The organism is Isoptericola luteus (assembly GCF_020297055.1).
Classification (GTDB): Bacteria; Actinomycetota; Actinomycetes; order Actinomycetales; family Cellulomonadaceae; genus Isoptericola; species Isoptericola luteus.
On record NZ_JAIXCQ010000003.1, the window covers coordinates 393,150 to 406,802 of the forward strand.

Here is a 13,653-nt window from a genome sequence, read left to right on the forward strand (position 1 = left end):
GGCGAGGCGGGTCTGCGCGTCAGCGCAGCTTCGGGGAGAACCAGCGGTTCACGAGCCGGCCGGCCAGGTTCAGGACGAGCACGATCACGATGAGCACGAGCGCCGCGCCCCACCCGTTCTGGATCGCGATGTCAGGGACGCAGGTGGCTGACTCGCCGCCGGGGCAGGTCGCCAGGCCCTGGCTGTACTGCCGGTAGGCGAAGACCGGCAGCGTCATCATCCGGCCCTCGAACGGGTCGAAGTTGATCGAGTCGGTGACGCCCACGGTGACGAGCAGCGGCGCCGTCTCGCCGATCACGCGGGCGACGGCGAGCAGGATGCCCGTCGTCAGGCCCGCCACCGACGTGCGCAGCACGACCTTGACGATCGTCAGCCACTTGGGCACGCCCAGGGCGTACGACGCCTCGCGCAGCTCGTTGGGCACGAGCTTGAGCATCTCCTCGCAGGAGCGCACCACGACCGGGATCATGAGCACCGAGAGCGCCACCGCGCCGATGAGCCCGATGCGCACCCCCGGCCCGAGGATCAGCGTGAACAGCGCGACGGCGAACAGGCCGGCGACGATCGACGGGATGCCCGTCATGACGTCGACGAAGAACGTCACCGCCCGCGCCAGCGCGCCCCTGCCGTACTCCACGAGGTAGATGGCGGTCAGCAGGCCGATCGGCACGGAGATCACGGTGGCGAGCGCCGTGATGACCAGCGTGCCGGCGATGGCGTGGTAGATGCCGCCGCTCGGGTCGCCGCCGAAGATGTTGCGCATGGACAACGTGAGGAAGTCCAGGCTGATGCGCCCGAAGCCGCTGCTCAGCACCGTCCACACCAGCGAGACCAGGGGCACCATGGCGACGGCGAAGGCACCCCAGATCAGGATCCGCATCGTGCGGTCGACCCGCCGGCGCCTCGGGTCCGCGGCGGTCAGCAGGGCCCGGGTCAGCTCGGTGGCGTCGGCCGAGGCGGCTGCGGTGGTCGTGGTCATCAGTTGGCCCCCGAGAATTCCTTGCGCCGCGCCACGATCGCGCGCGCGCCCATGTTGACGGCCAGCGTGATGACGAACAGCACGAGGCCGGTGGCCACCAGCGTGTTCACCGCGAGTCCGCTGGCCTCCGGGAAGTCGGCGGCGATGTACGCGGCGATCGTCTGGTGCTGGGCGCTGGTCAGGATCTTGAACGAGTAGAGGAACCCGGGCGAGAGGATCATCAGCACGGCCATCGTCTCGCCGAGCGCGCGGCCCAGGCCGAGCATCGCCGCCGAGATGACGCCCGAGCGCCCGAACGGCAGCACCGCGGTCCGCACGACCTCCCAGCGGGTCGCCCCGAGGGCGAGCGCCGCCTCCTCGTGGAGCTTCGGCGTCTGGAGGAACACCTCGCGGGACACCGCGGTGATGATCGGCAGGATCATCACCGCGAGCACCACCGAGACCGTGGCGAGCACGCGCGACGTCGGCGAGACGGTCCCTGCGAACAGCGGGAACCAGCCGAGCACCTGGCCCAGCCACTCCCACACCGGCAGGACCGCCGGGCCTAGCACGAAGATGCCCCACAGGCCGTAGATGACCGAGGGGACCGCGGCCAGCAGGTCCACCAGGTAGCCGAGCACCTGGGCCAGCTTCGGGGGCGCGTAGTGCGAGATGAACAGCGCGATCCCCATCGCGACCGGCGTGGCCAGGGCGAGGGCGAGCGCCGCGGCGAGCAGCGTGCCGAACACCAGCGGGCCGACGTAGGCCAGCAGCGACGTGTCGGCCGGGTAGCGCGGCACGGAGGCGGCGAGGTCGTCCTCGCTCGCCGTCAGCGCCGGCCACGCCTGCACCAGCAAGAACAGCGCGACGGCCGCGAGCACCGCCAGCATCAGTACGCCGGACCCGACGGCGATCCATCGGAACGCACGGTTGAAGCCCCGGTCGGTCGTCCGACGACGGGTGCGTCGTCGCGCCGGAGCCTGGACAGGCGGCCCGCTGGCGGTGGTGGTCACTCGTGCTCCTCGTTGCTCGTCACGTAGGTGGTGCCGGGCCGGGCCCGACGGCGGCGCCGGTGACCGGCCGCTGCCCGTGGGCAGCGCGTCGGCCACCGGCGCCATGCCCGGTACTGTCCGGTGCTCCGGTCAGCCGGCGGCGATCGCCTCGATGGAGGGCATCACCGCGTCGCGGATGTCCGCGGACAGCGGGGCCGAGCCCGCGGCGTCGGCGGCGGCCTGCTGGCCCTCCTCGCTGGCGAGGTAGGTCATGAAGCCCTTGACCAGCTCGGCCGTGGCCTCGTCGGCGTAGGTACCGCAGGCGAGGGAGTAGGAGACCAGCACGATCGGGTACGTGCCGGCGATGTCGCGCTGCAGGTCGATCGCGTAGACGCCCTCGGAGGTGCCCTCGACGCGCGGCGACTGGGCCACGACCTCGGCAGCGGCCTCGGCGCTGTACGGCACGAAGTCGTCACCCACACCCACGGCGACCGTGCCCAGGCCGCTGACCTGGGAGGCGTCGGCGTAGGTGATGGCGCCCTCGCCGGACTGCGCGGCGCCGATGACGCCGGACGTACCCTGCGCGGACTCCTGGCCCTTGATCGGCCACACGCCCTCGGGCTCGTGCGGCCACTCGTCGGGAGCCACCGCGGACAGGTACTCCTGGAAGTTCTCGGTGGTGCCCGAGTCGTCCGAGCGGTGCACCACGGTGATGGCCGTCTGGGGCAGGTCGACGTCCGGGTTGTCGGCCGCGATCGCCTTGTCGTCCCAGGAGGTGATCGTGCCGTTGAAGATGTCGGCGATCACCTGGGGCTTGAGGTTGAGGGAGTCGACGCCCGGCAGGTTGAAGGCCACGGCGATCGGGCTCACGTAGCCGGGGAACTCGATGATGCCGCCCGGGCCGCACTGGGCCTCGGCCGCGGCCAGGTCCTCCTCCTCGAGCGCGGCGTCGGAACCGGCGAAGGCGTAGGTGCCGTCACCGAAGCCGGTGCGACCGCCGCCCGAACCGACCGGGTCGTAGTTGACGGTGACGTCGGGGTTCGCGCTCTGGAAGCCGGCACGCCAGGCCTCCATGGCGGACTCCTGCGACGAGGCTCCGCCACCGTTGAGCTCGCCGGACAGGGTCGACCCGTCGGCCGCGTCCGTCGAGCCGGTGCCCTCGGCGCCGGCGGGCTCCGGGTCGGAACCGCACGCGGCGAGCGAGAGAGCGAGAGCGCCGACCGCGACGGCAGATCCAGCACGGGTGAATCGGCTGAGCTTCACGTGTCGTTCCATCCTGTTCACACGTTGGGTAACCCGGCGGCTGCCGGCTTCGTCTCGCACGCTAGGAGCCGAAGGTGGCCCGGCACCCAGGAGCAGGTGAACGACGAGTGAACAGTGGTCGGCGGCTGGTCACCTGGTGTCACGGTCAGATCACGAGAGCGTCCCTCGACCGGCCCGTCGGGCCGGTCGAGGGACGCTCCCGTGCGAGTGCCGCCGTGAGACGGGGCGGGTCAGGCCTCGTCGTCCGCCAGCTTGTAGCCGAGGCCACGCACCGTCAGGAGCAGCTGCGGCGCCCCCGGGTCGGCCTCGATCTTCGACCGGATCCGCTTCACGTGAACGTCGAGCGTCTTGGTGTCGCCCACGTAGTCGGCACCCCAGACGCGGTCGATGAGCTGCCCCCGCGTGAGCACCCGGCCGGCGTTGCGCAGCAGCAGCTCGAGCAGGTCGAACTCCTTCAGCGGCAGGGACACCGGCTCCCCGCCGACGGCGACCGTGTGCCGCTCCACGTCCATCCGGACCGGGCCCACCTCCAGGACGGGCTCGCCGTCGTCGTCGTGCCGGGTCGCGGCACCGTCCCCGCCGGCCGACGGCCCGCGGCGCCGCATGACCGCCCGCATCCGCGCCAGCAGCTCACGGAACGAGTAGGGCTTGGTCACGTAGTCGTCGGCACCGAGCTCGAGGCCCACGACCTTGTCGATCTCCGAGTCCTTGGCGGTGAGCATGATGACGGGCACGTCGCCGCGCTGCCGCAGCTCGCGGCAGACCTCCGTGCCGCTGAGGCCCGGGAGCATCAGGTCGAGGAGCACGAGGTCTGCCCCGCCGTCGTCGTACGCCGCCAGCGCGTCCACCCCGTTCGAGGCCTCCACGACCTCGAAGCCCTCCCGGGTGAGCTGGTACGTCAGCGGGTCTCGGTACGACTCCTCGTCCTCGACCACCAGGATGCGCGTCACGCGCCTACCTCCTCGTCGCTCGTGCTGCTGTGGTTCGTGCTGTGGGTGGTGCCGTCCTGGGCCGAGCCGTGCTGGGCCGAGCCGTCCTCGCGGGTGCCGGGCGCCGGTGCTGCCGGCGCCGCCGCGTCCGGCTCGGCCGGCAGGTCGTCCTCGTGCGACAGGTCCGCCGCCGGCAGGCGCAGGGTGAAGGTCGAGCCCTTGCCGGGCTCCGACCACATCTGCACGTCCCCGCCGTGGTCCGCGGCGACGTGCTTCACGATGCTCAGCCCCAGCCCCGTGCCGCCGGTGTCGCGCGAGCGCGCCGGGTCGACGCGGTAGAAGCGCTCGAAGACACGGTCCTGCTCGTCCTCGGCGATCCCGATCCCCTGGTCCACGACGTCGATCTCGACGAGGCCGTCGCGCTCGCGCACCCCGACGCCCACGCCCGTGTTCTCCGGCGAGTAGCTCACCGCGTTGTCGAGCAGGTTGCGGACGGCGGTGACGAGCAGGTTGTGGTCGCCGTACACGACGCAGTCCGCCCCGCCCCCGACGGCGATCGTGATGTTCTTCGCCTGCGCCGTCGTGCGCGCACGGTCGACCGCCTCGTCGACGACGGTCCGCACGTCGACCGCCGTCACCTGCTGCAGCGCCCCGGCGACCTGGAGCCGCGAGAGCTCGATGATCTCCTGGACGAGGGCCGAGAGGCGGGTCGCCTCGGCCTGCATCCGCTGCGTGAACCGGCGGACCGCGACGGGGTCGTCCGCGGCGTCCTGCACCGTCTCCGCGAGCAGCGCCAGCGCTCCGACGGGCGTCTTGAGCTCGTGCGACACGTTCACCACGAAGTCACGCCGGATCGCCTCGACCCGGCGGGCCTCGGTGCGGTCCTCCGCGAGGACCAGCAGCATGTCCGGCCCCACCGTCGCGACCCGGACCTGCAGCAGGACCGTCCCGGACCCGATGGGGCCACGGGGCAGCTCCAGCTCCTCCTCGCGGATCACGCCGTCGCGGCGCACCAGACGCACCATGTCGATGATCGCGGGATGGACCAGGGCGTCGTTGCGCACCACGCCCAGCGCGTACGCCGGCGGCGACGCCCGCACCACCTCGTCGTCGGCGGCGAGCACGACCGCGGCCGAGCGCAGCACCGCGAGCACGCGCACCAGCCCCTCGTCCAGCTCGGGGGCCGGCGTCTCGGGTCTGCTGCGCAGCGCATGCTCGGAATAGCGGAAGGCCAGTGTCGCCACCACGCCCACCACGATGCCGAGGATGCCCGCGACGACCGCGGTGACGCCCGGGATGATTCCTTCCACACCTCAGGGTAGGCGGACGCCGGCGCCCGAACCGACGGGAACCCGAACTGCTCAGCGACCCGTCGCCGACTGTTCATCTGCGGGGTCCACGGAGTTCACCTGGGCGTCCATCCGCCGTCCACGGCACGTGGGAGCGTGCGAAGGACCCACTTCCCCGAGAGGAACATCCATGCGAGAGATCTTCGAGGCCGAGCTGCAGCAGGTCGGTGACGACCTCATCGAGATGAGCCGGCTCGTCGAGGCCGCGATCACCAAGGCCGGCACCGCCCTGCTCGAGTCCGACCACCAGCTCGCGCAGACGGTGATCGAGGCCGACCACGCCATCGACCGGCTGGAGAGCGAGCTCGACGAGCGGTGCGTGCACCTGCTGGCCCAGCAGGCCCCGGTCGCGACCGACCTGCGCGTCGTCATCAGCGCGCTGCGCATCTCCGCGACGCTGGAGCGGATGGGCGACCTCGCCCGGCACGTCGCCCAGGTCGCGCGCGGCCGCTACCCGAACCAGGCCGTGCCCGGCCCTGCGCGGGAGACGTTCGTGAAGATGAACGACGCCGCCGTGCACGTGGCCCAGCAGGTGACCGCGCTGCTCGCGACACGTGACGTCGCGCTGGCCGCCGAGGTCGAGCAGGACGACGACCTGCTCGACGCCCTGCACCAGGACACGTTCGCCGCGATGCTGACGCCGGGCTGGCCCGGCACGCCGCAGCAGACCATCGACGTCACCCTGCTCGGTCGGTACTACGAGCGCTTCGGCGACCACGGCGTCTCCGTCGCCCGCCGCATCACGTTCCTGGTCACGGGCGACTTCGAGCCGGAGCACGTCCGCTCCGGCGCCTGAGCTCCAGAGCCGCTCTCGCCGACGCGCGGGCAGCCCGACGGCGCGCTGCCGCTCGTGCAGCGCGTCGCAGGCGTCGCCGAGGGCGGCGTCCCGCTCCTGCCACGTGGCGGCCGCGAGCGCCCGCTCGAGGTGCGGGCCCGCGGTCGCCGCGGCGAGGGTGCGGTCGAACGTCGTCCCGAGCCACTTCGGGTAGGGCGGCCACCGGCGCTCAAGCAGCAGCCCCAGCCGCATCAGCGCGCCGGTCATCCGGGCGGCGAGGACGCGGGAGCCGAGGTCGTCGCCCCGTGAGCCGGTGCGGCCGACGAACGGCAGCTCCTGCCCGACGCGCTCCCACTCGGCGGCGAGCACGTGGAGCCACAGGTGGTCGGGGTACCAGCGGAGGCCGTCCCGGATCGCGGTGAGCTCGCCGACGCCGTCGTGGAAGACAGGCCCGGCGGTCACCTCCAGCACGGACTGCCCGGTCAGCGCGAGCCAGCCGGCGTCGTCGAGCGCGGTCGGGTCCGGCCCGAGCCGCGAGCGGGCGAAGCCTCGCGGGGTCGCCACCTCGACCCGCTGGCGCACCACAGGGTTCCAGGTGGTCGCGAACCGGGTGGGCAGCGCGGCGTACGTCTCCGGGAGCGCCCGCTCGAGGTACGCGTCGACGGGCTCCACGTCGTCGGCGGCGACGAGCAGCGTGAGCCGCAGCCCCAGTCGTGGTCCCGCGACGTCGCGTCGTCGAGCCCGAGCACGTCCGAGCCGCTGCCGAGGCGTGCCGCCGCGTGCGGCAGCCCGGGCCGCCACGCCTCGAGCAGGGGGCGGACGACGTCGTCGTAGTAGGCCCGCGCCAGTCCGTTGCCGGAGTGCACGCCGCCATGCTGCCATCCGCCGAGATAGAGACGCCCCCGCGCCGAGATAGAGAGGCTTCCCCAGCGAGATAGAGAGGCGCCCGCGCCGAGAGAGACGGAGGGCACGGTCCGCAGCAGCCGCGGACCGTGCCCTTCTGGCCGTGGTGCCTTCTCGGCGGTCTACTTGCCCTGGTTGGCGACAGCGGCGATGGCGTCCTTCGCGGCCTCCGGGTCGAGGTACGTGCCGCCCGGGTTCGTGGGCTCCAGCGTCTCCTCGTCCAGCTCGTACACCAGCGGGATGCCGGTGGGGATGTTGAGGCCCGCGATGGTCTGGTCGTCGACGCCGTCGAGATGCTTGACGATGGCGCGCAGCGAGTTGCCGTGCGCCGCCACCAGGACGGTCTTGCCGGCCTTCAGGTCGGGGACGATCTCGCCGTCCCAGTACGGCAGCGCCCGCTCGAGCACCTGCTTGAGGGCCTCCGCGCGGGGGATCGGCTCACCGGCGTAGCGCACGTCGGCGTCCTGGGAGAACTCGGAGCCCAGCTCGATCTCCGGCGGCGGCACGTCGTAGGAGCGGCGCCAGAGCATGAACTGCTCCTCGCCGTACTGGTCACGCACCTGCTTCTTGTCCTTGCCCTGCAGGTCGCCGTAGTGGCGCTCGTTGAGGCGCCAGCTCCGCTTGACCGGGATCCAGTGCAGGTCAGCGGAGTCGAGCGCCAGGTTCGCCGTGTTGATGGCGCGGCGCAGCAGCGACGTGTGCACGACGTCGGGGGCGACGCCGGCTTCCTTCAGCAGGACGCCACCGCGCGAGGCCTCCGCGGTGCCCTTCTCGGACAGCGGCACGTCCACCCAGCCGGTGAAGAGGTTCTTCGCGTTCCACTCGCTCTCGCCGTGGCGGAGCAGCACGAGGGTGTAGGTCATGGGTCCATCCTGCCTTCTGCACCGAGCCTGTCGCACCGTGGGCCGGATCACGGACGCGGCCGCCCCCTGCCGGCCCCATTCCCTGCCCGAGCGACCGCGGGGTCAGGAGGCGACGCGCTCCAGGACGAACACGGGAATCTGCCGCTCCGTCCTGGCCTGGTAGTCCGCGTAGGGCGGGTACGCCGCCACGCACCGCTCCCACCAGATCGCCTTCTCGTCCCCGGTCACCTCGCGTGCCACGTACTCGTGCTTCTCCGGGCCGTCCTGCAGCTCGACGTCCGAGTCGGCGCGCACGTTGTAGTACCAGACCGGGTGCTTCGGGGCGCCTCCCAAGGAGGCCACGGCGGCGTACGCGCCGTCGTGCTCGACCCGCATCAGCGGCGTCTTGCGGACCTTGCCCGTCTTCGCCCCCACGGTGGTGAGGATGACGACGGGCCTGCCACCCAACGTCGTGCCCTTCGTCCCCCCGGACGACTCGTAGAGCTCCACCTGCTTGGCGGCACGGGCGGACGGGCTCGGGGCATAGGTTCCGGAGATCGGCATGCTGGGTGCAATCACCCGGCCCGGTCGCGCATTCCCGTCCGCGCAGGTCGCCGACCAGGTGATTGCTCCGCGTCGGACATGCGGACGGGCGGGATCGGTCCCTCGAATCCGGGGTCAACCCCCTGTCTCGGCAGGCGGGCCGAGCGCGGAGGGCGGGGCGGTCAGCGGCGGCGGGCGGCGTGGGCCTTCGCCGCCTGGGCGTAGACGTCGAGCATGCCGGCAGCGGCCGAGTCCCACGAGAACCGCTCGCTCGCGCGGCGGGCACCGGCCGCGAGGTGCCGCAGCCGCGCGTCGTCGGCGAGCAGGTCGCCCAGAACCCGCGCCCACGTCCACGGGCTGTGGTCGGGCACCAGGATCCCGGAGACGCCGTCGAGCACCACCGTCTGGAGCCCGCCGACGGCGGCCGCGACGACGGGGGTCCCCGACGCCTGCGCCTCCGCGGCGACGAGGCCGAACGACTCGCTGTGCGACGGCACGGCGACGACGTCGGCGGCGCGGAAGTACTCGACGAGAGTCTCGCGCGGGGCCGCAGGGCGGACGATCAGGTGGTCGGTCACACCCATCTGGTGCGCGAGGGCCTCCAGCTCGCGCACGGCGGTCGGCCGGCCGCTGGCTCCCCCGAGCACGACGAGCGTCGGGACCCGCGAGCCACCGCCGTCCCGCCAGCAGTCCACCGGAGCGGCGGGCAGCGGGCCCTGGCTGGCGTGGTCGGCGAGAACGCCGAGCGCCCGCACCAGCACGTCCGGCCCCTTGAGGAGCTGCACGCGGCCGGCGAACAGCACCACCGGGCGGTCCACGGGCAGCCCGAGACGCTCGCGCAGCGCACGCTTCGCGGCGTCGTGCGTCGCGGGGTCGTGCGTCGCGGGGTCGTGCGCGCCCTCGCGGACGGTGACGAGCGGGGTGAACGTGTCCAGGTCGACGCCCGGCGCGACGACGTGCACGCGGTCCGGGTCGGCGTGGTACTCGCGCACCAGCTCGGCGGCCTCCTCGCGCGTCGAGGCGACCAGCGCGTCCGACTCGGCGACGACCTGCTCCTCCCCCACGACCCGCCCGACCGGCTCCGGGGTGTCGCCGGGCGCGAGCGCCGCGTTCTTGACCCGCGCCATCGTGTGCATCGTGTGCACCAGCGGCACGTCGAACCGCTCGCCCGCTAGCCAGCCCACCTGGCCCGACAGCCAGTAGTGGCTGTGCACCACGTCGTACCAGTGGGCCGGGCGGTGCGCCTCGGCCCGCAGCACCCCGGCGGCGAAGGCGCAGAGCTGGCCCGGCAGGTCGTTCTTGTCCAGCCCCTCGAAGGGTCCCGCGGGGACGTGGACCACCCGGATGCCGGGCTCGACGTCGACCCACCGCGGCTGCGTGGACGACGTCGCCCGCGTGAAGATCTCGACCTCCGCCCCGCGCCGCGCCAGCGCGCGGGACAGCTCCAGGACGTAGACGTTCATCCCGCCCGCGTCACCGGTGCCCGGCTGGTCGAGCGGCGACGTGTGCACCGAGAGCATCGCGACGCGCGGCCCGGGACGGCCACGACCCGTGGCGTGCGCGTCGGACATCACGACTCCAGCACGCAGGCGGGTGGGGTCGGCATCGGGGACCGCGCGACGACCTCGCCCGTGCCGGCCGGCACGTCGAGGCGGACGCTCACCAGCTCCGACGTGCCCTGCAGCGCGACGACGACGAGTTCCACCGCGGGGGACCAGCCGCCGGCGCCCACGGCGTGATCCACCGCCGGGTCCGCCGCGGGGTCCGCCGCGGGGTCCGCCGCGGGGTCCGCCGCGGGGTGGACGACGGCGTGGTGGCGCGGCCAGGCGCCGTCGCCCAGGGGGACGTCGGCGACGTGCTCGAGCGTCGGCGGGCCGCCGTCGCCCGCGTGCACCCGGTGCACGGCGAGCACGTCCGACCCGCGCACGCCGACGTGCAGGCGCGTGCCGTCGTCGCTCAGGGTCACGTGGGCGGGGAAGTCCGTCCCTGCCTGCGCTCCCGCGCAGACCGGGGTCGACGACGACGGCACCCACCCGGCGCCGTCCCGCGTCAGGACGTGGATCCTGGCGTCCAGCTCCCCCACCACGGCCAGCGAGCCGTCGGGCAGCGCCACCAGGTGCCGCGGCCCGGTGCCGGGCGGGAGGTGGGCCGCGACGCCGTCGCCGGGTGCCTCGGGCTCGGTCACCTCGGGCTCAGAGCCGGCGGGGTAGCGACGCAGCAGGTCGGCACCGAGGTCGCTGACCAGCACCGTGTCCGCGACGACGGCGACGAAGTGCGCGTGCGGACCGGCCTGCCGGTCGGCGACGGGCCCGTCGCCCGCACCGGGACGGGTGGTGACGCCGTCGGCAGCCAGGTCGCCGGTGGTCGGGTCGACGGCGACGGAGGCGGCGACGCCGTCGCCGTAGTTCGCCACCCACACCGCGGTCTTTCCCGCCAGCACGTGGCACGGGTCGTCGCCCCCGGACGCCAGGGAACCGGAGACGGTCAGGGAGGCGCCGTCGTCGTGCCCGGCCTGGAACGCCGTGAGGGAGCCCGCGGCGGTCTCCGAGACGGCGTAGAGGGTGCGGCCCGAGGGGTGCAGCGCGAGGAACGACGGCGCCGCCGCGGTGACGACGAGCCGGGCGGGGCCGAGGCGTCCGTCGGCGTCGATCGGCACGTCCCAGATGCCCTCGCCGCTACCGGGAGCCGTGCCGGCCGCGGGATACGTGCCGACCCACAGGGACGAAGAGGTGGATGCCGTCATGCCCTCAGCCTAGGACGACGCCCCGGCCGGGAGGACCCGGCCGGGGCGTCGTCGGTGGCGCAGGGCGACCTGCGCTCGTCAGAATGCGTCAGCGGCTCAGTGCGCGGCCTCGAACGCGGCGAGGACCGAGCTCGGGATGCGGCCGCGGTCGCTGACCTTGTGACCGTTCTCGCGGGCCCACTCGCGGATCTTCGCGAGCTGGGCGCGGTCGGCGGTCGTGCGGCGACCCGTGGACCGGCTGGGGCCCGTCGAACGGGAGGTCTTGCGGCCGTGCCCGATCCACGTGGCGAAGGCGTCGCGCAGCTCAGCAGCGTGGGCGGAGGTGACGTCGATCTCGTACGTGACGCCATCGAGCGCGAAAGTCACGGTCTCGTCGGCATCGCTACCGTCGATGTCGTCGATCAGGACGATCTGCTGCTTCTGGACCACTCTGGTCTCCCTGTGGTTGTGGAATACATCCGGTCGTGGGGAAACAGTGCCCTTCATTGCATGAACTTGTCAACACAACCACGCCGTACCGACAAAGCAAACGCAGTTTCAGGCGTGCCGGTCCTCGGACTTTTCACGCGCCTGTGCCTCGTGCTGCTCGAGCGCGAGCCGCTCGTTCCGGTCGGCATGCATGATCTTGCGCATGGCGAGCCAGAAGAGAAGCCCGACCCCGATGGACGGGATCAGCGCGGCGAGTGCGGCAAGAAGTGTATCCATGATTTCCCGTGATCCCGTTCAGAGGGCCGGCTTGACGAGCGGAAAGAGAATGGTCTCACGAACGCCGTAACCGGTGAGCGCCATGAGGAGGCGGTCGACGCCCATTCCCATTCCACCCGTGGGGGGCATGGCGTACTCCATCGCGACGAGGAAGTCCTCGTCGAGGGCCATCGCCTCGTCGTCGCCGGCGGCGGCCAGGAGCGCCTGGGCCTCGAACCGCTGCCGCTGGACCACCGGGTCCACCAGCTCGGAGTACCCCGTGCCCAGCTCGAAGCCGCGGACGTAGAGGTCCCACTTCTCGACCTGCCCCGGCACGGTGCGGTGGGAACGCACCAGCGGCGACGTCTCGACGGGGAAGTCGCGCACGAACGTCGGCGCGTACAGGTCGTTCCCGACGTGGTGCTCCCACAGCTCCTCGACGAGCTTGCCGTGGTTGGACTTCTTCGGGTCGATCTCGATCTCCGCCTTGGCCGCGAGCGCGTCCAGCTGCTCCATGGACGTCTCGGGCGTGATCTCCTCGCCGAGCGCCTCGGACAACGACCCGTACATCGTGATCTGCGCCCATTCCCCGCCCAGGTCGTACTCCTCCCCGCTCGGAAGGGTCACGACAGTGGTGCCGAGAGCGTCCGTCGCGGCGGTCTGCACGAGACTCTGCGTGAGGTCGCCGATCGTGTTGTAGTCGCCGTACGCCTCGTAGGCCTCGACCATCGCGAACTCCGGGGAATGCGTGGAGTCCGCACCCTCGTTGCGGAAGTTCCGATTGATCTCGAAGACCTTCTCGACTCCGCCGACGACGGCACGCTTGAGGAACAGCTCGGGAGCGATGCGCAGGAAGAGCTCGATGTCATAGGCGTTCATGTGGGTCGAGAACGGACGCGCAGAGGCGCCGGACGCCACGGTCTGGAGCATCGGCGTCTCGACCTCGAGAAAGCCGCGGCCGTGAAAGTTCTCTCGCAGGGACCGCGTCACGGCCGAGCGCAGGCGGACCATGTCCCGCGCCGCCGGGCGCGCGATGAGGTCCACGTACCGCTGGCGGACGCGGGCCTCCTCGGAAAGCTCCTTGTGCAGCACCGGCAGCGGGCGCAGCGCCTTGGCCGCCAGCTGCCACGAGTCGGCGAAGACGCTCAGCTCTCCGCGACGGGAGGCGCCCACGCGCCCGTGCACGAACAGGTGGTCGCCCAGGTCGACGTCGGACTTGAAGTCGGCGAGCGACTCCTCGCCCACCTCCTTGAGGCTGAGCATGGCCTGCAGCCGGTTCCCCTCGCCGTCCTGCAGCGTGACGAAGCACAGCTTGCCCGTGTTGCGCAGGAAGACGACGCGGCCGGCGACGCCGGCGAGGTCGTCGGTCTCCTCACCCGCCTCCAGGTGCCCGTACGCGTCACGCACCGCGACGATGCTGTGCGTGACCGGCAGGTTCACCGGGTACGGCTCGACGCCCCGCTCGAGCAGGCGGTCGCGCTTCTCGCGCCGGACGCGAAGCTGCTCGGGAAGGTCGTCGACGACGAGCTCCTGCTCGGCCGGTTCTGCGGGCACGGCGGACGCGGGATTCTGCGGGGAGGTCACCCGTCGATTCTACGGGCGGCGTGTACCACACCCGCTCACGGCCTCCCGACGGCGACCCGCCGGCACCCCCGGGGCCGGACACGGGTAA

At 72.5% G+C, this 13,653-nt stretch carries 13 protein-coding genes and 1 pseudogene; 1 reads left to right on the plus strand and 13 read right to left on the minus strand.

Annotation, left to right across the window (positions count from 1 at the left end):
- Positions 1-19 precede the first annotated feature (19 nt).
- The 5 genes from pstA to LEP48_RS06770 all read right to left on the minus strand — a co-directional run bounded on the left by pstA (position 20) and on the right by LEP48_RS06770 (position 5,452).
- Positions 20-979 (minus strand): phosphate ABC transporter permease PstA, encoded by a 960-nt coding sequence (gene pstA / locus LEP48_RS06750; RefSeq protein ID WP_225564806.1) that lies wholly within the window; start codon positions 977-979, stop codon positions 20-22.
- A complete protein-coding gene (pstC, locus tag LEP48_RS06755; RefSeq protein WP_225564807.1) occupies positions 979-1,971 on the minus strand; it encodes a phosphate ABC transporter permease subunit PstC in 993 nt (330 codons plus the stop codon). The genes pstA and pstC overlap by 1 nt, the downstream gene beginning before the upstream one ends.
- 129 nt (positions 1,972-2,100) lie before the next feature.
- Complete coding sequence (gene pstS / locus LEP48_RS06760; RefSeq protein WP_225564808.1) at positions 2,101-3,213, minus strand: phosphate ABC transporter substrate-binding protein PstS; 1,113 nt, start codon at positions 3,211-3,213, stop codon at positions 2,101-2,103.
- 230 nt (positions 3,214-3,443) lie between these two features.
- Positions 3,444-4,163 (minus strand): response regulator transcription factor, encoded by a 720-nt coding sequence (locus LEP48_RS06765; RefSeq protein WP_225564809.1) that lies wholly within the window; start codon positions 4,161-4,163, stop codon positions 3,444-3,446.
- Entirely contained in the window at positions 4,160-5,452 is a 1,293-nt protein-coding gene (locus tag LEP48_RS06770; RefSeq protein ID WP_225564810.1) for a sensor histidine kinase, read from the minus strand. Before LEP48_RS06770 ends, LEP48_RS06765 begins: the two co-directional genes overlap by 4 nt.
- Positions 5,453-5,621: 169 nt before the next feature.
- Between LEP48_RS06770 and phoU the strand changes: the two genes are divergently transcribed.
- Positions 5,622-6,287, plus strand: coding sequence for a phosphate signaling complex protein PhoU (gene phoU / locus LEP48_RS06775; RefSeq protein WP_225564811.1), 666 nt, complete (start codon positions 5,622-5,624; stop codon positions 6,285-6,287).
- 237 nt (positions 6,288-6,524) lie between these two features.
- Here the strand turns inward: phoU and LEP48_RS06780 are convergent.
- The 8 genes and pseudogenes from LEP48_RS06780 to lysS all read right to left on the minus strand — a co-directional run.
- Positions 6,525-7,148, minus strand: a pseudogene (locus LEP48_RS06780) (DUF4037 domain-containing protein); the annotation flags it as partial.
- 143 nt (positions 7,149-7,291) lie between these two features.
- Entirely contained in the window at positions 7,292-8,032 is a 741-nt protein-coding gene (locus LEP48_RS06785) for a phosphoglyceromutase (protein WP_225564812.1), read from the minus strand.
- A gap of 102 nt (positions 8,033-8,134) precedes the next feature.
- Positions 8,135-8,575: a nitroreductase family deazaflavin-dependent oxidoreductase gene (locus LEP48_RS06790; RefSeq protein ID WP_225564813.1), complete on the minus strand. Its 441-nt coding sequence runs from the start codon at positions 8,573-8,575 to the stop codon at positions 8,135-8,137.
- Between the two features lie 161 nt (positions 8,576-8,736).
- The gene (mshA, locus tag LEP48_RS06795; protein ID WP_225564814.1) at positions 8,737-10,125 is read right to left on the minus strand and encodes a D-inositol-3-phosphate glycosyltransferase; all 1,389 of its coding nucleotides are present in this window, start codon (positions 10,123-10,125) and stop codon (positions 8,737-8,739) included.
- The gene (locus tag LEP48_RS06800; protein ID WP_225564815.1) at positions 10,125-11,297 is read right to left on the minus strand and encodes a lactonase family protein; all 1,173 of its coding nucleotides are present in this window, start codon (positions 11,295-11,297) and stop codon (positions 10,125-10,127) included. Before LEP48_RS06800 ends, mshA begins: the two co-directional genes overlap by 1 nt.
- A gap of 96 nt (positions 11,298-11,393) precedes the next feature.
- Positions 11,394-11,726, minus strand: coding sequence for a histone-like nucleoid-structuring protein Lsr2 (locus tag LEP48_RS06805; protein ID WP_225564816.1), 333 nt, complete (start codon positions 11,724-11,726; stop codon positions 11,394-11,396).
- 108 nt (positions 11,727-11,834) lie between these two features.
- Positions 11,835-12,002 (minus strand): hypothetical protein, encoded by a 168-nt coding sequence (locus LEP48_RS06810; protein ID WP_225564817.1) that lies wholly within the window; start codon positions 12,000-12,002, stop codon positions 11,835-11,837.
- A gap of 18 nt (positions 12,003-12,020) precedes the next feature.
- Entirely contained in the window at positions 12,021-13,565 is a 1,545-nt protein-coding gene (gene lysS / locus LEP48_RS06815; protein ID WP_422723802.1) for a lysine--tRNA ligase, read from the minus strand.
- Positions 13,566-13,653 lie beyond the last annotated feature (88 nt).

Coding starts and splice junctions, on each gene's coding strand:
- pstA (WP_225564806.1), bottom strand. CDS start 979: ATGACCACGACCACCGCAGCCGCCTCGGCCGACGCCACCGAGCTGACC.
- phoU (WP_225564811.1), top strand. CDS start 5,622: ATGCGAGAGATCTTCGAGGCCGAGCTGCAGCAGGTCGGTGACGACCTC.
- LEP48_RS06785 (WP_225564812.1), bottom strand. CDS start 8,032: ATGACCTACACCCTCGTGCTGCTCCGCCACGGCGAGAGCGAGTGGAAC.
- LEP48_RS06790 (WP_225564813.1), bottom strand. CDS start 8,575: ATGCCGATCTCCGGAACCTATGCCCCGAGCCCGTCCGCCCGTGCCGCC.
- mshA (WP_225564814.1), bottom strand. CDS start 10,125: ATGTCCGACGCGCACGCCACGGGTCGTGGCCGTCCCGGGCCGCGCGTC.
- LEP48_RS06800 (WP_225564815.1), bottom strand. CDS start 11,297: ATGACGGCATCCACCTCTTCGTCCCTGTGGGTCGGCACGTATCCCGCG.
- LEP48_RS06810 (WP_225564817.1), bottom strand. CDS start 12,002: ATGGATACACTTCTTGCCGCACTCGCCGCGCTGATCCCGTCCATCGGG.